This is a genomic window from Mycobacterium sp. NTMscope_Eco_3 (genome assembly GCF_976985685.1).
In genome coordinates, this window is sequence record NZ_CDRJYZ010000001.1 from 2,688,324 (window position 1) to 2,709,528 (window position 21,205).

At 64.5% G+C, this 21,205-nt stretch carries 18 protein-coding genes; 12 read left to right on the plus strand and 6 right to left on the minus strand.

From position 1 onward, the window contains the following. The first annotated feature begins 1 nt into the window (after position 1). Genes AC0KTM_RS12325 through AC0KTM_RS12345 form a run of 5 tightly spaced genes read left to right on the plus strand, consistent with a single transcriptional unit; the run spans position 2 to position 6,333 of the window. Entirely contained in the window at positions 2 to 1,555 is a 1,554-nt protein-coding gene (locus AC0KTM_RS12325; RefSeq protein ID WP_472415630.1) for a class I adenylate-forming enzyme family protein, read from the plus strand. Beyond that, on the plus strand, positions 1,552 to 2,349 hold the full coding sequence (locus AC0KTM_RS12330; RefSeq protein WP_472415631.1) for an enoyl-CoA hydratase/isomerase family protein: 798 nt from the start codon (positions 1,552 to 1,554) through the stop codon (positions 2,347 to 2,349). The genes AC0KTM_RS12325 and AC0KTM_RS12330 overlap by 4 nt, the downstream gene beginning before the upstream one ends. Before the next feature lie 11 nt (positions 2,350 to 2,360). After that, complete coding sequence (locus AC0KTM_RS12335; RefSeq protein WP_472415632.1) at positions 2,361 to 3,845, plus strand: aldehyde dehydrogenase; 1,485 nt, start codon at positions 2,361 to 2,363, stop codon at positions 3,843 to 3,845. Positions 3,846 to 3,897: 52 nt separating this feature from the next. Beyond that, positions 3,898 to 5,079, plus strand: coding sequence for an acyl-CoA dehydrogenase family protein (locus tag AC0KTM_RS12340; protein ID WP_472415633.1), 1,182 nt, complete (start codon positions 3,898 to 3,900; stop codon positions 5,077 to 5,079). Positions 5,080 to 5,103: 24 nt separating this feature from the next. Beyond that, the gene (locus tag AC0KTM_RS12345) at positions 5,104 to 6,333 is read left to right on the plus strand and encodes a CaiB/BaiF CoA transferase family protein (RefSeq protein ID WP_014384962.1); all 1,230 of its coding nucleotides are present in this window, start codon (positions 5,104 to 5,106) and stop codon (positions 6,331 to 6,333) included. A gap of 259 nt (positions 6,334 to 6,592) precedes the next feature. Here AC0KTM_RS12345 and AC0KTM_RS12350 read toward each other — a convergent pair whose 3' ends face one another. Further along, positions 6,593 to 7,672, minus strand: a complete 1,080-nt coding sequence (locus AC0KTM_RS12350) for a CaiB/BaiF CoA transferase family protein (RefSeq protein WP_081283834.1) — start codon at positions 7,670 to 7,672, stop codon at positions 6,593 to 6,595. A 143-nt stretch (positions 7,673 to 7,815) separates the two neighbouring features. Here AC0KTM_RS12350 and AC0KTM_RS12355 point away from each other — a divergent pair, with 143 nt between their 5' ends. The 5 genes from AC0KTM_RS12355 to AC0KTM_RS12375 all read left to right on the plus strand — a co-directional run bounded on the left by AC0KTM_RS12355 (position 7,816) and on the right by AC0KTM_RS12375 (position 13,098). Further along, complete coding sequence (locus tag AC0KTM_RS12355) at positions 7,816 to 9,012, plus strand: CaiB/BaiF CoA transferase family protein (protein ID WP_064939776.1); 1,197 nt, start codon at positions 7,816 to 7,818, stop codon at positions 9,010 to 9,012. 424 nt (positions 9,013 to 9,436) lie between these two features. Then, complete coding sequence (locus AC0KTM_RS12360) at positions 9,437 to 10,027, plus strand: flavin reductase family protein (protein ID WP_014384966.1); 591 nt, start codon at positions 9,437 to 9,439, stop codon at positions 10,025 to 10,027. Positions 10,028 to 10,076: 49 nt separating this feature from the next. After that, complete coding sequence (locus AC0KTM_RS12365; protein ID WP_196771514.1) at positions 10,077 to 10,991, plus strand: LLM class F420-dependent oxidoreductase; 915 nt, start codon at positions 10,077 to 10,079, stop codon at positions 10,989 to 10,991. A 39-nt stretch (positions 10,992 to 11,030) separates the two neighbouring features. Next, a complete protein-coding gene (locus AC0KTM_RS12370; RefSeq protein WP_041785639.1) occupies positions 11,031 to 12,182 on the plus strand; it encodes an acyl-CoA dehydrogenase family protein in 1,152 nt (383 codons plus the stop codon). 76 nt (positions 12,183 to 12,258) lie between these two features. After that, positions 12,259 to 13,098, plus strand: a complete 840-nt coding sequence (locus AC0KTM_RS12375) for an enoyl-CoA hydratase-related protein (RefSeq protein WP_472415634.1) — start codon at positions 12,259 to 12,261, stop codon at positions 13,096 to 13,098. 113 nt (positions 13,099 to 13,211) lie between these two features. Here AC0KTM_RS12375 and AC0KTM_RS12380 read toward each other — a convergent pair whose 3' ends face one another. Both AC0KTM_RS12380 and AC0KTM_RS12385 read right to left on the minus strand, forming a co-directional pair. Next, entirely contained in the window at positions 13,212 to 14,030 is an 819-nt protein-coding gene (locus AC0KTM_RS12380; protein ID WP_041785642.1) for a TIGR03621 family F420-dependent LLM class oxidoreductase, read from the minus strand. A 171-nt stretch (positions 14,031 to 14,201) separates the two neighbouring features. Continuing rightward, positions 14,202 to 15,218, minus strand: a complete 1,017-nt coding sequence (locus AC0KTM_RS12385; protein WP_238956030.1) for an NAD-dependent epimerase/dehydratase family protein — start codon at positions 15,216 to 15,218, stop codon at positions 14,202 to 14,204. 149 nt (positions 15,219 to 15,367) lie between these two features. Here AC0KTM_RS12385 and AC0KTM_RS12390 point away from each other — a divergent pair, with 149 nt between their 5' ends. Together AC0KTM_RS12390 and AC0KTM_RS12395 are read left to right on the plus strand one after the other, a co-directional pair. Further along, a complete protein-coding gene (locus AC0KTM_RS12390) occupies positions 15,368 to 15,553 on the plus strand; it encodes a spirocyclase AveC family protein (protein ID WP_472415635.1) in 186 nt (61 codons plus the stop codon). Between the two features lie 14 nt (positions 15,554 to 15,567). Further along, positions 15,568 to 15,759: a hypothetical protein gene (locus tag AC0KTM_RS12395; RefSeq protein ID WP_472415636.1), complete on the plus strand. Its 192-nt coding sequence runs from the start codon at positions 15,568 to 15,570 to the stop codon at positions 15,757 to 15,759. Positions 15,760 to 15,775: 16 nt separating this feature from the next. Here AC0KTM_RS12395 and AC0KTM_RS12400 read toward each other — a convergent pair whose 3' ends face one another. The 3 genes from AC0KTM_RS12400 to AC0KTM_RS12410 form a co-directional block, all read right to left on the minus strand. After that, positions 15,776 to 17,005: a CaiB/BaiF CoA transferase family protein gene (locus AC0KTM_RS12400; RefSeq protein WP_472415637.1), complete on the minus strand. Its 1,230-nt coding sequence runs from the start codon at positions 17,003 to 17,005 to the stop codon at positions 15,776 to 15,778. 173 nt (positions 17,006 to 17,178) lie between these two features. Beyond that, positions 17,179 to 18,792 (minus strand): AMP-binding protein, encoded by a 1,614-nt coding sequence (locus AC0KTM_RS12405; protein WP_472415638.1) that lies wholly within the window; start codon positions 18,790 to 18,792, stop codon positions 17,179 to 17,181. Positions 18,793 to 19,675: 883 nt separating this feature from the next. Next, positions 19,676 to 21,202: a coniferyl aldehyde dehydrogenase gene (locus AC0KTM_RS12410; protein ID WP_472415639.1), complete on the minus strand. Its 1,527-nt coding sequence runs from the start codon at positions 21,200 to 21,202 to the stop codon at positions 19,676 to 19,678. Positions 21,203 to 21,205: the final 3 nt, after the last annotated feature.

Consider the following 21,205-nt stretch of genomic DNA (forward strand, 5'->3'; position numbering starts at 1 on the left):
GATGCTTATCGGTGACATCGCCACCAACAACGCCCGCCGCTACCCGGACAAGCGCGCCCTGGTCGACGCCGACCGGGTGCACACCTGGGCCCAGGTCGACGAGCGGGCCCGGCGGTTGGCCGGCTTCCTCGCCGAGCGTGGGCTGGAACCCGGCGACCGCGTAATGGTGATCGCGCGCAACTGCATCGAATGGCCGGAGATCTCGTTCGGGCTCGCCAAGGCCGGGTTGATCGCCGTGCCGGTGAACATCCGGCTGGCGCCCGACGAAGTGGCCCACGCCCGCGACGACTGCGGTGCGAGCGCTGTGATCATCCACACCGATCACCTCGACAAATTCCTCGGCGAACTGAGCGGGCTGGGGCTGGTTTTGGGCATCGGCGCCCAATCGCAAAAAGGCCTCAGCGAGTTGGTCACCGACTACGAGTCTGCACTGGCGCAGGCCCAGCCGAGCGCTGGGCGCGGCGACATCTCGCCGGACGACATCGCCGTCATCCTCTACACCAGCGGCACCACCGGTCGCGCCAAGGGTGTAATGCACACCCACCGCGGGCTGCTTTATCAGGCGGCGGACACCAACCTGGTGACCGAGGCCAACCGGTCCGACGTCATGCTGGCCACCACCCCGTTCTTCACCGCGGGTGGCATGGTGCGCACCGTGTCCTGGCTCTACCTGGGTCAGACCATGGTGATCCACCAACGCTTCGATCCGCAGGCGGTCATCGACGAGATCGAACGCAGCGCGATCACCTTCACCACGTTCATCCCGACGATGCTGCACCGCACGTTGGCGATCCTGGAAGACGGTCCCCCGCGGGACATGTCGAGCCTGCGGCGAATCTCCTACGGTTCGGCGCCCGTGCCGCCAGGCCTGGCACGCAAGGCAATGGACCTGCTCGGCTGCGACCTACAGCAGCGGTACGGACTGACCGAATGCGGCGGGCAGGCAACCATTCTCACTCCGCAGGACCACCGCGACATCGTTGCGGGCAGGACGTCCATTGCCACGTCGTGCGGCCAGGAGACACCAATGTGCGCGATTCGCGTCATCGACGCCGACGGCAGCGACGCCCCCACCGGCGAAGTCGGCGAGATCGTCATCGTCAGTCCCGCCAACTCCGTCGGCTATTGGAAGCTACCCGAGAAGACTGCCGAGACGTTCCAGTCCGACGGGCTGCGTACCGGCGATCTGGGCTACCTGGACGCCGACGGCTACCTCCACATCACCGGCCGCCGCACAGACCTCATCATCTCCGGCGGTTTCAACGTCTACCCCGCCGAGATCGAGCGGGTCATCGCGCAGCACACCGACGTGGACATGGTTGCGGTGGTAGGCGTGCCGGATCCGGAATGGGGCGAGACCCCGGTGGCCGTCGTCATTGCGAAATCCCACGTCGACGACACCGATGCGCTGACCCGCGAGCTCACCTCGCTGTGCCGCGAGAAGTTGGCCGGCTACAAGCAACCGCGTCGTTTCGAATACCGCGAGGAATTCCCGCTCGGCCCGGCCGGAAAGATCCTCAAACGCGAGATCGCTAACCAAGTTATACAGGTATGATCGACCCCGTGACTGACCTGGGGAACCTGCACACCGTCGAGTTCGACGTGTCCGATCACGTAGCCACGGTGTCGTTGAACCGACCTGATCGGATGAACAGCTTCACCGAGCAGATGGCAGACGAGTTAGCTGCGGTATGGGCCCGGGTGCGCGACGACAACGACATCCATGTCGCGGTGCTCCGCGCAAATGGCGAGCGAGCTTTCTGTACCGGCATCGACGTGTCCGAAGGAACCTGGTGGAAGCACAAGTCGATCTTCAACCAGGAAGACCCCGGAGAACTGCTGGGACCGAAGGCCCACCGGGTGTGGAAGCCGGTGATCGCGGCGCTGCACGGCATCGTGGCGGGCGGCGCGATGTACTTCGTCAACGAATGCGACTTCTCCATCTGCAGCGAGACGGCCACCTTCTTCGATCCGCATGCCAATGCCGGGATCGTCTCGGCACTGGAACCGATGGGCATGCTCGCCCTCGGCGTGCCCTACGGCGAGGTGATGCGGTGGGCCCTCCTTGGCAGCGAGGAACGAATGTCGGCACAAACCGCACTGCGGATTGGCATCGTGACCGAAGTGGTCCCAGACGATCAGTTGCGTTCGCGGGCAACCGAATTGGCGAGTGAGATCGCCGCACGGCGGCCCTTGGGGGTTCAGGGCACGGTCCGCGCCATGTGGGAGGCTCGCGACCTGCCGCCCAGCGCCGCCGCACGACACGGCAAGTTCTACACGGATTTGGGCAACGCCGGCGCGGGGCGGACCGACTCGCGCGCCAACAAGAAAGCGCCGCGCACCCGATAGGAGGGGTCGATATGACCACGACTGAGCAATTGGTGCAGTTCGACTTGCTGATCGGCGGCGAGCAGACCGCCGCCGCATCGGGAGCCACCTACGACAGCGTCGACCCGTTCACGGGCAGCCCGTGGGCGCGCGTGCCCGACGGCGGGGCCGCGGACGTCGACCGCGCAGTGGCCGCCGCCCGCGCGGCGCTGGACGGCCCGTGGGGGCAGTTGACCGCTACTTCGCGCGGCAAGCTGTTGTGGCGGTTGGGCGAAGTCATCGCGCGTGAGGCCGAGAACCTGGCCGAGTTGGAGGTCCGCGACGGCGGCAAGCTGACCCGGGAGATGGTCGGCCAGATGAAGGCGTTGCCGGACTACTACTTCTACTACGCCGGGCTGGCCGACAAGCTGCAAGGCGAGGTCGTTCCGGTCGACAAGCCGAACTTCTTCGTCTACACCCGTCACGAGCCGGTCGGCGTGGTCGGTGCGATCACCCCGTGGAACTCGCCGCTGCTGCTGCTGACCTGGAAGCTCGCCGCAGGGCTGGCGGCAGGGTGCACCTTCGTCGTCAAACCCAGTGACCACACGCCGACGTCGACGCTGGCGTTCGCGAAGCTGTTCGCCGAGGCCGGCTTTCCGCCCGGCGTCATCAACGTCGTCACCGGCTGGGGCCCGGAGACCGGCGCCGCCCTTGCCTCGCACCCCGGCGTCGACAAGGTTGCGTTCACCGGTTCGACGGCCACCGGAATTCACGTCGGCAAGGCGGCGATTGCCAACATGACTCGATTCACCCTGGAGTTGGGCGGCAAGTCCGCACAGGTGGTGTTCGACGACGCCGACCTCGACGCTGCCGCCAACGGCGTCATCGCAGGCGTGTTCGCGGCCACCGGTCAGACATGCTTGGCGGGCTCGCGTCTTCTGGTCCACGAGAGCGTTGCCGACGCACTGGTCCAGCGCATCGTGGCCCGCGCGGCGACCATCAAGCTAGGCGACCCGAAGGACCCGGCGACCGAGATGGGCCCGGTGTCCAATCAGGCGCAGTACGAAAAAGTGCTGTCGCACTTCGCTTCTGCCCGCGAACAGGGCGCGACAGTGGCCTACGGCGGCGAGCCGGCGAACGACCTCGGCGGCTTCTTCGTCAAGCCTACGGTGCTGACCGGTGTGGATCCGTCGATGCGGGCTGTCGCCGAAGAGGTCTTCGGACCCGTGCTCGCAGTGATGACGTTCGCAGATGAGGACGAAGCCGTGACTGCGGCGAATGCCACCGAGTTCGGATTGGCCGCAGGGGTGTGGACAAAGGACGTGCACCGTGCGCACCGGGTGGCCGCGAAGATGCGAGCAGGAACCGTGTGGGTCAACGCGTATCGCGTTGTTGCCCCGCATGTTCCATTCGGAGGTATCGGCTACAGCGGTATCGGCCGGGAGAACGGCATCGACGCCGTGAAGGACTTCACCGAAACCAAGGCCGTCTGGGTCGAACTATCCGGGGCGACCCGGGACCCGTTCACGCTCGGCTGAGCAATTGACCACCAGGAGAGACATATGACGATCGCCGCAGCGCGGAGCTGACATGCCTGAACTGCCGTCCGACGACACCGGCGCCTGGCAGCTGCCCGAGGAACTCGTGCTGCTGCGCGACACCGTGCGTCGCTTCATGGATGCGCACGTGCATCCCGTCGAGGAGAAGCTGGACCACGACACCGTCGGACTCCCCCGCGACCAGCTCGTCGCATTGCAGGCCAGGGCGCGCGAGCTCGGCCTGTGGGCGCTGCAGACGCCAGCGGAGTACGGCGGCGCCGGACTCAGCGTGCTCGGCCAAGTGGTGGTCGCCGAAGAAGCCGCGAAATGCCGTATGGGCGCGTTTTTTCCGGCTCTTGGGGCGTTCGGTGGCAACCCACCCAACATCATGTTCAAGGCCTCGCCCGACCAGTTCGCGAAGTACGCACAGCCGATCATCGACGGCACCATGAGCAAGGCGTACACCGCGATCACCGAGTCCTCCGGCGGATCTGACCCGGCGCGGGCCATCCAGCTCAAAGCGGTGCGGGACGGCTCGGGAGATGGGGGGTATGTGCTCAACGGCTCCAAGATGTGGATCTCCCATGCGCCCCAAGCCGACTGGGGCATCGTCTACGCGCGCACCGGCGAGGGGCGTAACGGAATCTCGGCCTTCATCCTCGAGAAGGACACCCCGGGAGTCACGTTCAGCCGTATCCCGGTCATGGCATCTTTCGCTCCATATGAACTGCACTTCGACAACGTCCGGATACCGGCCGACCATCTGGTCGGCGGGGAAGGTCGGGGCTTCGCGCTGGCCAGCGACTTCCTCGTGCACGGCCGCATCGTCTATGCCGCAGGCCCGATCGGCATCGCGCAATCCGCCTTGGACATGGCGTGCCAATGGGCGAAGGACCGCGACGTCTTCGGCGGCCGACTCGCCGACAAACAAGGCATCCAATGGATGCTCGTGGAAAGCGAAGTGGAACTGCGCGCCGCGCGACTTCTGATGTACCAGGCGGCATGGAACGCCGATCTCGGCCGCAACGTCCGCGTCGACGCGTCGGTCGCAAAGATGTACGGCACCGAGGCCGCCTACAAGGTGCTCGACCGTTGCATCCAAATCCACGGCGCCCTCGGCATCTCCACCGAACTCCCGCTGGAACGCTGGTTCCGCGACCTGCGCGTCAAACGACTCGGCGAAGGCGCGACCGAGGTCCAACGCGAAGTCATCGCCCGGTCGTTAATCAGATAGGGATGTTGATCAGATAGGGATGTCATGCAGAAGCCGATGACAGGGGTGCGCGTCCTCGAGGTCGCACAGTTCACCTTCGTTCCCTCTGCGGGTGCGGTACTTGCCGACTGGGGTGCCGACGTCATCAAGATCGAGAATCCGGTGACCGGCGATGCGCAACGCGGAATGGTCACGGTCGCGGGGCGCTCCGCGACGGCGCCCGGTGTCTCGTTTTCGCCCATGGTCGAGGCACCCAATCGCGGCAAGCGCAGCGTTGGGCTGTCCCTCGCGCTGAACCAGACGAGACCGGTGTTCGAGGAACTCGTGCGACGCAGCGACGTCTTCCTGACCAACCTTCTTCCCCAGGCGCGGGCCAAACTTCGCATCGATGTCGACGAGATACGACGGATCAACCCGTCGATCGTTTACGTCGCGGGCAGCGGGTATGGCAGCGAAGGACCACACCGAGAGACGGGCGCGCACGATGCGACGGCGTTCTGGGCGCAGGCTGGCAACGCCGCCGGCGTCACGCCGAACGACTCGGAGGTGCCGGCGGGCATGCCTGCGGGCGCGTTCGGCGACAACATCGGCGGCATCACCATCGCGGGCGCGGTGGCCGCCGCCCTCTACGGCAGGCAAGCAACCGGGCAGACGTCCGTCATCGACGTGTCGCTACTGGCGGTCGGGGCGTGGGCCAACCAGTCCAGCGTTAACCTGGCCATGCTCTACGGCTGCCCGCTGCCGAAGATCGACCATCGCACCCAGGCGCCGGGCAACCCACTCACCGGTGCCTACCGATGCGCCGACGGACGCTTCATCCAGCTGTCGATGCTGCAGCCGACCCGCTACTGGGCTCCCATGTGCCGACTCTTCGGGCTCAGATCCGCAGCCCTCGACGAGCGGTTCGCCTCGCTGGAGTCGCTGGCAGCACACGCCGACGAGGCCACCGCGCTGCTCGCCGAAGCCATCGGTGCGCGGACTTTCGACGAATGCACGCAGCTGCTGCAACATCTACACGGTCAGTGGGCGCCGGTGCAGGACGCCTGGGAGGTCGCCAATGACGAGTCGATGATCGCCAACGGGCGCATCGCCGAGGTCCGGGACGCCCAGGGCAACGAACAGCGCCTGGTGGCCAACCCGGTGAAGTTCGACGAGGCGGCCGGGCATCTGACCCGGGCACCGATGTTCGCCGAACACACCGACGAGGTCTTGCGCGAGCTGGGCATGGACGACCACGAACTCATCGAGTTGAAGATCGAAGGGGCCATCACCTGAACTAACCGTTGCCGTCGGTAAAAGCACGTCGGCACAGAGCGCTCGATGTCAGCGAAAACGGAGTCCACCCACTGTCCGAACGTCGCGGACGGGAGGTTTCCAGGCGTACGGCCGCGACCCCGGGAGGCCCACCGCGAGGATACGTAATCCGGTGCCTGACAATATAATTCCGCGACGACGAGATCCCAGCAGTCGGCGGCGTGTTCACCGCCGTACCGGAACGAGGCGGGCAGAGGCGTGGTTGCAGAATCCTGTTCCGTCAGTCAGTCCAGACATCGTCCGCTGCTTCGGCGTGCCGGGGCGGCTCCGATGGCAGGGGCTGGGGAGTCCTGGAGAACTGGGGTGCCGGCGCAGGTTGCGTCACGCCGTCGATCTCGATGAACACGCCCCGCTCCGTTAGGTGCGGGTCGGCGACCGCCTCCGCCAGGGTCAATACCGGTGTCACGCACGCGTCGGTGTTCGCGAAAAGCGCACTCCATTCGTCCCGCGTCCGCTGCGCGAACGTGTCTGACAGCAACGCGTGCATCGCGGGCCAGCCGGATTCGTCGCGCTGCGGACCGACGGTTTCGGGGTCGATGTCCAGAACCGCCAACATCTTGGCGAAGAACTCCGCCTCGAGCGCGCCGACGGCGACATAGGCGCCGTCTGCGCACTCGTAGGTGCGGTAGAACGGCGCCGAGCCGTCAAAGACGTTGGTGCCCCTGTCATCTGACCAACGGCCGTCGGCACGCATCGACCAGACGACCTGTGTAAGCTGGGCGGCTCCATTGACGATGGCGGCGTCGATCACCTGGCCGCGGCTCGAGGTCTGCCGCTCGACAAGGGCGGCCAGTACGCCGATGACGGCGGGCATCGATCCCCCGCCGTAATCACCGACCAGATTCAACGGCGGCACCGGGGGCTGTGAGGCGGGGCCGATCGCATGGAGCAATCCGGTGAGTCCGATGTAGTTGATGTCGTGGCCGGCCTCCAATGCACGTGGGCCGGTCTGTCCCCAGCCGGTCAATCGCAGGTACACCAGAGCAGGGTTGGTCGCGCAACAGACGTCCGGGCCCAGACCGAGACGCTCGGTCACACCCGGGCGAAATCCTTCGATCAGCACGTCGGCTCGATCGATGAGCCGACGGACCGCAGCGTGGTCGGCGGGATCCTTGAGGTTCGCCTCCACGACGCGACGCCCCCGCAGTTGCGGGTTTGCTCGTCCGGCGAGTTGACCGGGACGTTGAACCCTGATGACGTCGGCGCCCAGATCGGCGAGCACCATGGCTGCGTGCGGACCAGGCCCCATACCCGCCAGTTCGATGACCCGTGTGCCCGAGAGAGCGGCTGCCTGTGTCACCCCGCCACCATAGTCTATTCTGACATCTTGTACATATGCTCTATGCCGACTGTCATGCAATGACGACGCCAATTCATAGCTCCCTAGAAAGACTATCTGACGCTTATGTCATCTCGTGGCGCGACCGGGCGAAAGGACTTCTGATGGGCCCGCTGTCCGGAGTCACTGTCGTAAGCCTTGAACAAGCCGTGGCAGCGCCGTACGCCACCCGGCAACTCGCCGATCTCGGCGCCAGGGTGATCAAAGTGGAGCGACCCGACGGCGGCGATTTCGCCCGCGGCTACGACCGCAGTGTGCACGGCGACTCCAGCTATTTCGTCTGGCTGAACCGAGGCAAGGAGTCTCTGACTCTCGATCTGAAAAGCACTGAGGGACAACGAATCCTGCGCCGACTACTGACCGGCTCAGACGTGTTGGTGCAGAACCTCGGACCGGGTGCGACTACCCGATTGGGGTTGGACGCCGCATCGCTGACCACCGAGTACCCGCGGCTCATCGTCTGCGACGTCACCGGGTACGGCGGCACCGGCCCGTGGCGAGACCGCAAGGCGTACGACCTACTGGTCCAGGCCGAGGCCGGGCTGCTGTCGGTCACCGGAACGGGCGACGACGTGGCGCGTACGGGCGTGTCGGTCGCCGACATCGCGGCAGGAATGTTCGCATATTCGGGCATTCTCACCGCGCTTTACGTGCGCGCCACTACCGGGGAGGTACGCCCGGTGTCGGTTTCGTTGTTCGAGTCACTCGTCGAATGGGTGGGCCAGCCCGCCTATTACGCGCACTACGGCGGCACAGCGCCCATGCGCACAGGTGCCAGACACGCGACCATTGCTCCATACGGCCCGTTCACCGCCGGAGATGGCGGCACGGTACTGCTCGCCGTTCAGAATCAACGGGAGTGGCGCCGGCTGTGTAACGAGGTATTGGTGATGCCGGAGCTGTGTGACGACACGCGCTTCGTGACAAACCCCGAACGGGTGAGCAACCGCGACGAATTGGAGGCGATCATCCACGCCGCGATCGCGCCGATGACGGCGGACGAGTTTGCGCAACGGCTCGAGGCCTCGGGCGTCGCGAATGCGCGCATGAATGACGTCGGCGATCTGTGGTCACATCCCGTACTCACCGGACGTGACCGCTGGCGGGAGGTCCGCACGCCGGGCGGGCCGATCGACGCGTTGTTGCCGCCGGCGACGTTGGCCGGGATCGAGCCACCGCTGGGTGATATTCCTGCGCTCGCTGAGCACAGCCGAAAGATCCTGCGAGAGTTGGGCTATACCGACGAGGCGATCTCGGATTTGGTCACGTCGGGCGTGACGACCGACGGATCGGACCGCTGACTACGGGCACCGCCGTCGGTGTAGATCGTCCGACCGGTCACAAAGCCACATTCGTCGGATGCAGGAATGCGATCAGCGCCCCTGTTTCATCGGGCTGTCGCTGCCGATCCAGCACTGCGTCGAAACCGAAGTCCTCGCGCTACACCCGCTCGAGCGCGTCTTCGTAGGAGCAGGACGTTCACCATGCGCTCAGGATGCACTTCCGCCACCGTCCGATGAGCCGTCGCGTTGCACCTATGAGCCATATCTGACATTAGTGTCGTTCTACGCTGGGCGGCGTATTACCTAATAAACGCGCTATTTTCCCGCTCCTCTACGGACCTAGGCCAGAGACATAAGGCTTGATTCTGACAGTACTATGCGGTAATAATGTGGGCATACGGCTCGACGAATGCCGTGAGATCAGCCCCGAGGAGACACACATATGACGCTCGATGTCGCGGCCGCGGACAAGGTGCTGGCGGGTCTGCGCCCCTTCCCGGTGGCGGTCACCACGATCGACAACGGCTTCGCCAACGGCCTGATGTCGCTGTCGGCCGGCTCGGCCAGCATCGTGCCCGAACTACCCCGGGCCACCGTGAGCCTGACCAAGTACAACCGCACCCACGACATGCTGGTCAACTCCGGGATCTTCGTCATGCACATGCTCTCCGCGGGCCCCGAGGAGATCGACGCCTCGATGGACATCCTGATGACCCTGGGCGGCAGCTCCGGGCGCGACGGCGACAAGATCGCCAAACTGCGCACAAAGCGCGGCATCACCGGTGCACCCATCCTGCTTGACGCCCACAGCTACGTCGAATGCCGTATCAGCGGATCACTGGACAACGACGAGAACACCATCTTCGTCGGAGACGTCGTGGCCGCCGAAGTGTTCAGCTCCGCCCAACGCCTACGTATCGGCGAAGCCTGGGCCAAACTGCCCCACGAGTGGATCGAACGCTACGAAGCCAACCACGAACCACAACTCCAAAGCGCACGCGACCTACGGGCAGCCGCCGCAGCGCGGAGCTGACCTCGGGCGCGCGTATGCCCGACTGGCGCTCACAACTCAAGGATTGCCGGTGAACCTGCAGTACAACGTGATGTTTCCGATGCGCGCCGTCAAGCACTGGCAACGTTGGAGCGAGGGAGCCAGCCTGGGCGAGGTCGCCAAAGCGGTCGAAAGCGCTGGTTTTCAAGGCTTTTCGATGAGCGAGCATCCTTTCCCCGACAACCAGTGGTTGGCCAACGGCGGGCACCACGCCTTCGATCCGTTCGTCTCGCTCAGCTTCGCAGCCGCTGCCACCACCCGACTGCGACTCATGACTTACATACTGGTGTCCGGCTACCGCAGCCCTTACCTGACCGCCAAGGCCGCCGCCAGCTTCGACCTACTATCCGGTGGCCGGTTCACGCTTGGTACCGGCGCCGGATATCTGAAAACCGAGTTCGAGGCTCTCGGAGCTGACTTCCACCGTCGCGGAGCGCTGTTGGACGAGGCCATCGTCGCGTGGAAGGCCACCTGGGCGGGCGAGGAGCACCACGGGCCCGAGTTCGGGATCGCCGACCATGTGGCACTGCCCCTCCCCGCCACGGCCGGGGGACCCCCGATCTGGATCGGCGGGAACAGCAAGGCCGCGCAGCGCCGGGTGGTCGACACCGCCGATGGCTGGATTCCGATGGGCCAGTCTGCCGAGACGGCGGCGATCACGCGGACCCCGCCGCTTGAGGACATCGCCCGACTGGCCGAACTCATCTCGGGAGTGAACCAGCGACGGTCCGAACTCGGACGTGCACCCGCTGATGTGTCATTCGTTCCGTTCGAAGCCGCTCGGCTCGTGAGTGGCGACAGTGGAGATTTCGTCGAGTCAGTGAAGCCACGACTGAACGAGTACGCCGATGCCGGGGTGACTTGGATCACCGTTGAGCCGGCCAGCCGCAGCTTCTCCGACTTTCGCACCGACATCGAACTCATAGCCGGCGAGTTGATCAGCTAGATCCTTGTCCCCCAACGTAATCAATCAGGAAGCCCCGTGATCGCGCTTCTCAGCGAAGAAGAGACCATGCTGGTCCGCACGGTGCGTGACTTCGTCAATAGAGACGTGAAGCCTGCCGTCCGCGAAATCGAACACGCCAACGAATATCCCGAGGCGTGGATCGAACAGATGAAGCGCATCGGAATTTACGGCCTGGCCGTGCCTGAGGAGTACGGCGGATCGCCGGTCTCGATGCCGTGCTACGTCGAGGTGACCCAGGAGCTTGCCCGCGGCTGGATGAGCTTGGCCGGCGCGATGGGTGGGCATACCGTCGTGGCGAAGCTGCTCTCGTTGTTCGGCACCGAGGAACAAAAGCAGAAGTACCTGCCAGGCATGGCGACCGGTGAGCTGCGCGCCACAATGGCGTTGACGGAGCCGGGCGGGGGCTCCGACCTACAGGCGATGACCACGACCGCGCGTGCCGACGGGGACCAGTTCGTCATCAACGGCTCCAAGACCTGGATCAGCAACGCCCGGCGATCGGGACTCATAGCGCTGCTGTGCAAGACCGATCCCGGCGCCGTCCCACGCCATAAAGGCATCTCGGTGCTGCTGGTGGAGCACGGTCGGGGCCTTTCCGTGTCGCGGGATCTGCCCAAGCTCGGCTACAAGGGTGTCGAATCGTGCGAGTTGTCATTCGACGACTGTCGGGTGCCGGCATCGGCGGTGCTCGGCGGTGTGCCCGGTAAGGGCTTCGGTCACATGATGAAGGGACTCGAGACCGGCCGGATCCAGGTCGCGTCCCGCGCTTTGGGCGTTGCGACCGCCGCACTGGAGGACGCCCTGGCCTATTCGCAACAGAGGGAGAGCTTCGGCCAACCGATCTGGAAGCACCAGTCCGTCGGTAACTATCTCGCCGACATGGCCACCAAGCTGACGGCGGCACGCCAACTGACGCGGTATGCCGCCGAGAAGTTCGACAGCGGCGAACGGTGCGACATGGAGGCCGGAATGGCCAAGCTGTTCGCGTCCGAGATCGCCATGGAGATCGCGCTGAACGCCGTCCGAGTCCACGGAGGCTACGGCTATTCCACCGAGTATGACGTCGAGCGCTACTTTCGTGATGCCCCGCTGATGATCGTCGGAGAAGGCACAAACGAGATACAGCGCAACGTCATCGCCTCTCAACTGATTGCCCGGGGCGGCATCTAGCCCTGCGCTAAAAGCACCCGCGCGGTCGCACACCGACTGAACGACCTGATCGGGGCAACAGGAAGGACCCGGCAAAATGACCGAAAGGCCGTCCTACAGTGGGGATCACGGCGTCGTGCGCTATGAGCGCGACGGCGCGATCGCCCGTATCATCCTCAACTGGCCGGAGCGGGCGAACGCACAGTCCTCGGAGATGGTGAGCAAAGTGGATTCCTGCCTCGATGAGGCCCGCCAGGACTACGGGGTCAAGGTGGTGATCATCAAGGGCACCGGCAAGGGCTTCTGCGCCGGACATGTCATCGCCCCCGACGCCTACCCCGAGTTCGCCGAGTCACAGGCCAACATGGGGAGCAACTACCAGGGCGGAAAGGAATTGTTCCTCTGGCCCACGCTGCGATACTGGGAATTCCCGAAGCCGATGATTGCCCAGGTGCACGGCTACGCGATCGGCGGCGGAACCTACTGGGCGCTGCTGCCCGAGGTCACTATCGCATCCGAGGACGCTTACTTTCAGATGCCACTGGTCCCCGGCCTCGGCTTCGCGGGCGGGGAAACGATGATCGAGCCATGGGTGTTTATGAACTTCAAGCGCGCCGCCGAATACCTCTACACCGCACAGACATTGACCGCTGAGGACGCGCTGCGGATGGGGTTGGTCAATCGCGTCGTCACCCGCGACGAGCTCGAGCCGGTGACGGAAGCGTTGGCGGCCAAGATTGCCAGGGCCCCGCTGTCGACCTTGATGGCGACGAAGACCATGCTGGTGCGCGCCTGGGAGCAAATGGGCATGCGCCAGCACCTTCAGCTGTCGGCGGACGTGATGTCGGTGCTGGAGCACACGTCTGACGCGCAGGCGCTACGCGCCGAACTGCAGACCAGCGGGAAACTTCCCCGCGACCGGGCTCGCGATGGTTAGCGTCCATTGAGAGTGTCCTTCAGGTGTGGCCACCGTCTCCGGTCCGGCCGTGAACGCCCCGACGCCACAACGGAGCACCGACACGCTCGGACGGCGTGCAGCGCCCCGACGCCTCAACGAATTTGAGCGATCACCTTGCTGAATGCCTCGGCGTGCAACTGCGGAACACTGATGTATGTGATGCCATAGTCCTCGACGTAGCGACACAATGTATCGGCCATGGTGCGGGGCGAACCAGCAAGCGTCGTTGGTGAGGCGAGTATCTGCTCCTCGGAAAGACTCTGTCCAAAGCCCGATGTCCGCAACACTTTCGGGACCCCGCTGTCATCGTGCGGCAACGCCGTAATCATCAGGTTCAACTCGATGTCGTCGAAACGGTCTCCTGCCCGGTCGCGAATGAAACCCACCAAGTCGTCTAGCGGATCGGCCGCAGTGCTATTTGCGCGGCTGCCGCTGAGACCAATGATGTTGGCTTGCCTCGCTGCAAGTGTCAGCACTCGATCACCTGATCCGGCGATCATGATCGGCACAGTGGGGACATGCTCACGGAGATAACCTGTCATGTGGCTGAGGTGATCGACGCGGCCCCGAGCGCTGGGAAACACCAATTCCGCTGCTTCGAACTCTTCCTTCACATAACCTGCACCCAACCCAAGCTCGAATCGATGGTCGGTGAGCAGGTCGATGGCCGCGACATCGCGAGCCAGCAATGCCGGTTTGTAGAACCCGGCGTTGAGTACGAACGGGCTGAGTCGCATCGTCGTGACTTCCGCGGCGGAAAGCAACGCGGCAAATGGCGCAGGCGTGACGAGATGGTCCGGCAAATGCAGAACGTCGTAGCCGAAGTCCTCCACGCGCCGTACGGCGTCCCGCCATTGGGATCGCGACTTCAGCGTCGACAGCGCAACACCGAACCGAAAACTCTTCGCCACGAACGTCACTCCCTTCCATCCGAGGACCCGAAGCGAACGGCGCCGCTGAACTGCCTGTGGCCCGCGGTGCGTGAAAGGACCTCATTCTTGTAACACGATGCGCTTATCTGATGACTTGGCGGTGCCTTCCTGTTGGACCCCGTACTACTGCGCCGACGTATCGTCACCAGGTCAACGCCGCGAGAAAGGGTGCGGCGGCTGGCGCGCTTGGTAGAACGCCACGGCGCTACGGATCGAATCGTGGATCGGCTTCGGTTGCCACCCAAGCTCCCGCACGGCCTTGCCGTGGTCCATCGGGGACATGATGTGCATGAGCCGCACGGACAGAGTGGACAGCAGTAGGTCGCGCCGCAGCACCTTTGCGGCCACGTCTCCAGCAAAACCCAACGCGTACATAACCTTCAACGGAACCCCTAACCGCGGCGGTTTCGCTCCTCCCGCCTCGGCAGCCGTACGATAGAGCTCGCGAGCGCTGATGAAGCGCTCGGAGATGATGTACCTCTCGCCCACGCGGCCCTTCTCAGCGGCGAGTATCAACGCGCGAGCCGCGTCCTCGATGCCGACCACTTCCATCGACATGTCCTTGACGTACACCGGCATCTTGCCGCGGGCCGCCGCGGCCACCAGTGAGCCATGCGGGGTCGGCTGAAAGTCAGCGGGGCCGTAGGTGTTTGCGACGCACAGTGCAACTGCGGGCAACCCACGCTCGGCGACGTACTGTAGGACGAGCCGCTCTGCTTCGACGCGGGAACGGATGTAGCCCCCACCCTTGTCGAGCCAGTTGAACGGTTTGTCTTCGGTCACTGGCAGGCCGTCGGTACTCAGCGCGATCGTCCCGATGGTGCTGGTGAAGACGAAGCGCCGCAGATCCGCATCTGCTGCAGCATCGAGTGCGTGACGCAACCCCTCCACGTTGGTGCGGAACAACGGCGTCGAGTCCCGCAACCAGGCCCTGGTGTCGACAACGCAATAGAACACGTCGTCACAACCCGTCATCGCGTCACGCAATGCCTCATCGTCGAAGACGTCTCCATAGCGGCGTTCGACGTCAAGGTCATCGATCGCCACGGTAGGACTGGTGCGCCGCAGCAGGACTCGGACGGCATCGCCGCGCTGCACCAGTTGCCGCGTCACGTGCGAACCGAGGAAGCCACTCGCGCCGATCACCAGCTTCAGCGGACCTGCCACGTCAGCACTCTCCAGGGCCGTACGGTTCGAGATCTATGACAGTACACTGTCACATTTCTGCGCCGGTCATACGTTGCGGATCGCTTCGGCTAGTTCACCTGGCGCATCCTAAGAGTGAATCCAGAACCAGCGCGCGTGCCAGGTGATGGTTGGGCTCGATCTTCAACGGCACTGCGCACCAATTTCCGCTCATCTGGGAGGCCGCGTTGTTCGGCATCATGCTGTCGGTTGCCGCGCCGCTGATGTGGGTCGACGACACCGGACGCACCTGGTCGGAGACCGTTGCGAGGCGCACCAGGTATTCGCGAACCGCCCTTATGTCGGCGCGTTCGTGATCGCGTGGGCAGTGATGAGCGTCGTCTACGTCGGCTACGGCCTCTCCTTCGGTATCATGCGGGCCACCGGCATCGCCACCTCGACCGCTCTGCACTGGCGCTATCCCGAGACCAAAGTGTTTGATCCGCAAGGGTATTTCCAGGCCAACGGCGAGGCCGGCCCCTTTATGATCGGCACCTGGGCGGGTTGGGAACGCAAACGGTGATGGGGGTCGCAGACGCTCAGGTGATGGCACCCTCGATCTTCAGCTCGATCAGCTCGTGATCGTCCATGCCGAGTTCCCGCAGCACCTCGTCGGTGTGTTCGGCGAACTGCGGTGCACGGGTGAGGTGGGCGGCGGCTTCATCGAATTTCACCGGGTTGGCCACCAGCCGTTGATGATTGCCCTGGGCGTCCCTGACGTCGGCGATGCGGCCGTTGGCGATCAACGACTCGTCGTGGGCGACCTCCCAGGCATCCTGCACCGGAGACCACTGGCCATGGAGAAGGCTGAGCAGCCGCGTACAGTCGTCGAAGGTTCGCGATCCGATCGCGTCGGCGAGCAACTCGGCGGCTTCATCGGCGTTGGCCGCCAACGACTCGAGCGAGGCGAATCGCTCGTCCACTGCGGCCGCGTCGAGTCCGAAAAGTCGGCAAACGGGGGTCCAGTACCGCGTGGGCTGAAGCATTGAGAGCTGAATAAAGCGACCGTCCGAGCATCGGTAAGCACCGGTGAGCGGGTTGCCCGGGGCTTGCGTCCGCTGATCGATCTTCGGCAGCGGACAACCATAGAGCATGGCGAGGTTGACGCTGGACTGATTGGCCCACGCCCCGACCGCCAACAAAGACACATCGATGACGGACGTCTGTCCCGTCATTTGTCGGCCGTAAAGCGCGGCGGCGACCGCGCCTGCGATGGTGATGCCACCGATGTTGTCCCCGAATGCGCCCGCCGGCATTCCCGTTGGTACCTCGGATTCCGTCGGCGTGACTCCGTCGGCGTTACCGGCACGCGCCCAGAATGCCGTTGCGTCGTGTGCGCCTGTCTCACGATCGGGGCCTTTGCTACCGAAGCCGCTGCCCGCGACGTAGACGATGGACGGATTGATCCGCCGTACCTCGTCCAGGTCGATCCGTAGTTTCGCCCTCGCTTGCGGCAGCAGGTTGGTCAGGAAGACATCACTGTGCCGGATGAGCTCCTCGAACACCGGCCGGGTCTGCTTGAGCGCCAGGGATAGTCCGACACTGCGCTTACCGCGGTTGGGGGCTTCGACCATGGGCGAAAACGAGACTCCCGCTGTGGTCGAGGAACGACCTGCGACGGTGACGAGGCCTCGCTGCGCATCCCCCGTCACCGGGTTCTCGATCTTGATGACGTCGGCGCCCCAGTCGGCGAGGACCGCGCCCGCAGTCGGCACGAAGGTGAAATGCGCGACCTCGAGGACACGCACACCGGTCATCGGTTTCTGCATCCGCTCACCTCTGTCCTGCCGCCACGCTGCTTAGTGCCAACATAGGTTACTAGGTAAGCAATGTCGAGGGTCCACCATCAACGTGCGCTTTCCACCCAGAGACCTGCGCGCGACAAAATACTGAGTCGAACACGACCGTGTTGAGCGCGACCCGACAGTCCGGACCGACGACATCAGACGCCATAGGGAGATGTTTCGGAAGCCATGACGCCGAAATGGTCACTGCGCAGTTGCGCTTTGCGCACCTTGCCCAGCGACGTGCGCGGTAATTCGCCGACGATCGCGAGACGTTCAGGAGTCTTCTGCCTTGCCAGCCCGGATGCGACGAAGTGCGCCCGCAACCCGTCGAGGTCGAGCGCACAGCCCGATTTGAGCACCACGACCGCGGCGACCACTTCGCCGTAACGCGGATGTGGCGCAGCCACGGCCACGCCGTCGGCGACTGCAGGGTGTGCGTTGAGGACCTCTTCGACCTGACCCGAGGAGATGGTCTCACCACCGCGGATGATGACGTCCTTGATCCGGTCTGTGATGGTCAACCTGCCCTGAGCATCGACATGACCAAGGTCGCCGGTGCGGAACCAGCCATCGACGGTGAAGGCATCGGCGTTGAGCGCGGGATCCTGATAGCCGATGAACTGGTCGGGACCGCTCACGACCACTTCACCGTCCACTCCCGCGGGGCAGTCCGCGCCGTCCGGTCCGACGATGCGGATCTCCGACCCTGGCAGGGGTTTTCCATCGGTGCTCAGCCGGGCCCACTCCGGCTCACCCTCGTGTTCGCCAGTGACGGTCGGATGTTCGGTAGCGCCGTAACTGCGGAAAGTGCTGATTCCGGCTTTCGCGGCGCGGCGGCCGATCTCCTCGGCGACCGGCGCGGCGCCCACCAGAAACTCCCGCAGACTTGCCAGCTTGTTCCCGGTGTCACCCAGATCCAGGATGCCCGCGAGGTGAAACGGTGTGCCCGCGGTGCAGGTCACGCCGAAACGATGTACCACCTCGACCGCCAGGGCAGGGTCCCAGCCGTCGATGAACACGGTTCGGGTGCCGTTGATCAGTGGTCGCAGCATCGACCCCACCCCCGCGATGTGGCCGGGCGGAAAGGAAACAAGCGACACATCGTCCGGCTTACCCGCTAGTAACGCCGGCATGGTCTTCTGCTCGGCGAGAACCGTGTTGTGGCTGTGCTGAACACCTTTGGGCGCAGAAGTGGTGCCTGAGGTGTACAGCAGCAGGCATACGTCGTCGGCATCCACTGCGGGGCGCCGGTACTGCGCGACGGGGCCATCGAGTTGCGACCACGCGAGGTAGCCGTCGCCGGGCTGGGCGTCCAGCACGACGACGTGTTTTAAGGAATCGATGCGCGAAAGCTCGTGTAGCCGTTCGCTGTAGACGATCGATCCATGGCGTTCGGGCATCATCAGCACCTTCGCGCACGACTGCTTGAGAATGAACGCGACCTCGCGCACGCCGTAGATGTGCACGATCGGCACCAGCACCGCGCCGCACCACAACACCGCTTGGTAGGCGACCGCACACTCGACCCGGTTGGGCAGCTGAACCGCGACCGCGTCGCCGCCACGCACCCCAAGTCGCTGCAATGATGCCGCCGAAGCAAGGGCTCGGTCGTGGATGTCGCGGACTGTCCGATTGCATACCGCGTCCCCGGCAACGAACGTCACAGGCACACAGCCGTTTTCAGCCGCCCCGGCTTCGAAAGCGTCCAAGCAGGTGCGGTCGGAATACCAACCATCGCGATACCACCTGGTGCGGTGGTTGAAAGGCATCAGATCGAGGTTACCGTCGGGCACGGGCGCTCATCAAAGATCCGGAGGCGGGGCGATCAGGCAGACCTAGTCCCATGCGAGTGGTGTTCCTTTCGCTTTGGGGCGAGCGTGAACCGTCTGACGGCGGGCGTACGTCGATGAAGTACCTACTCGGGTTGGACGCGGATTTCGTTGCGGCGTTCAAATCGATGCTCACCTGGGCGCGACCCTCGGCGTCGGCGATGAGCGCGTCTGATGTGGCTCCGGTGACCCGGTAACGGCGATCAGGTTGCAAACGCGCGAGATGCAACACCTCGGTTGAACGCTCTCGCCCCGGACGAAGGACCAAGTGCAAGTCGTCGCCGTCGCTGGTGGCGCGGGCGACCAGGGCACCGGGATAGGCGACCTCATCGAGGATAGGACCTGAGCGGGCGGATTCCGGAGTCGGATCGATGACGGTTCTGCGCAAGAAGTCCCAGCCGGCGAGAACCGCTGAGCCCACCCGGACTGTGATCGGGCCGGTGGTCATGCCGGCACCGACCCAGGCCACTGCGCTGAGCACGAAGGTGACCAGCGAGACGACGGCAGATCCCCATCGGCGGGGCGAACAGAAAGCCCGCCCCTGGAAGGCTGAGGCCGAGCCCCACCGCCTTGGCCCGAGACGAGCGCACCAGAACCGTCGGTAGGAGTGCGACCACTTGCAGAACCGTGAACGCCCGTCTGGCTCGACGTTGCCGCCCGCGCGATACCGGGCCGATGCCTAGCGGACGCAACGGAATCAACGGAGACAGCGGATGATTCGCCACCTGGGCCGTTGTCCTTAACGCGCTGGACGAATCGGTGCCCGGACAGGATGGCGCCGAGGACGCGTCGTGCCCTAATGGGGTCTGTGCGTTACCTGTACTCACGGGTTCGTCGACTGACGATCGGCCTTACGGGACTTGCGCAACCGCCGACGTATTGACTGTCGCTCGAGGGCAGTCATGGCCCGAAGCCCGCGCTGTTTGATCCCGGTGTAGGGGGCCGCGAGCGCGGCCGACATCGAGAAACGTGGTGGGGCGTCCATTACGCCGCGGCCATGGCTGAAGGCTTCGAAACCCGAGCGTCCGCGATAGTAGCCCATGCCACTTTCGCCGACGCCACCGAAGGGCATCCCCGCTACGGTGTAGTGCAGGGTAACGTCGTTGAGCGTCACCCCGCCCGAGTACGTGCGGGTCAGGAAGCGTTGGCGCGCAGCATCATTGGGCCCGAAGTAGTAGGCCGCAAGGGGTTTCGGTCCGGAGTTGATGTGGTCGATCGCGTCATCGATGCGCTGGTACGTCACGATCGGCAACACGGGACCGAAAATCTCCTCTTGCATAACGCGCATGTCCTTGGTTGCTCCGACCACGAGTGTCGGCGCGATCTTGTATGGGGCCTGAGTTGAGAAGTCCTCTGCTGCAGGGTTGATCGTGATGATCTGCGCGCCCTTGGCGTTAGCATCATCGATCAACCTATGGATTCGGTCGAAATGGCGCTCGTTGACGATGGAGGTGTAGTCGTCGTTGTCAAGGATCCGCGGGAACATCCGGGCGACGCTGGCGCTGACGCTCTCGACGAACGCGCGTTCCTTGCCGCGAGGGATCAAGACATAGTCCGGCGACAGACAGAGCTGGCCGGCGTTCATCGTCTTGCCGACCATGACTCGATCGGCGACCACCTTCAGATCGGCCTCCCAAGAGATCACCACCGGAGACTTGCCACCCAGTTCGAGAGTTACCGGAACGAGGTTGTCGGCCGCTGCCCGCTGCACATGTCGGCCCGTTGCCGGCGATCCGGTCAGCAAGATGTGGTCAAACGGAAGCGCGCAGAACTCTGCCCCGACGTCGGCCCCACCGGTGAAGGCCCGCAACTCGTTGGCGTCGAAGCGTTTTACGATCTCTGCGCGCATCAGCTCCGAGGTGTTCGGAACATACTCCGAGAGCTTCACCATCACCGCATTGCCCGCCGCGAAGGCCTGCGTTACGGGGTCGAAGGTCAGACCCACCGGAAAGTTCCACGGACTTATCACGCCGATGACGCCCAGCGCCTGCCAGTCCACCCATGCTCGCGCCCCGACCAACCGCATCGCGCCCGCTCCGTAGCGGGTCGGCTTCATCCAACTGCGCACGTGCTTGCGAGTGTGCTTGATACCCGGCAATGGACCGAGCACGTCGGACATCATCGACTGCGTCCGGGAGCGGTGGCCGTAATCGCTGACCAGGGCATCGACCAGCGCGTCAGCATTGGAAACGATGAGCTCGATGACGCGGTCGATGCGGTCGATCCGGGTGGCCGCCGAAGGCGGCCCAGCCGTCAGGAAGGCGCGGCGCTGCTCTTTCAGCGTCGAGCGCATGTCGGTCGCGGCATCCGCACGGCCGCGGGCTGGGATTGCAGCGGAGTTGGACGCCACGAC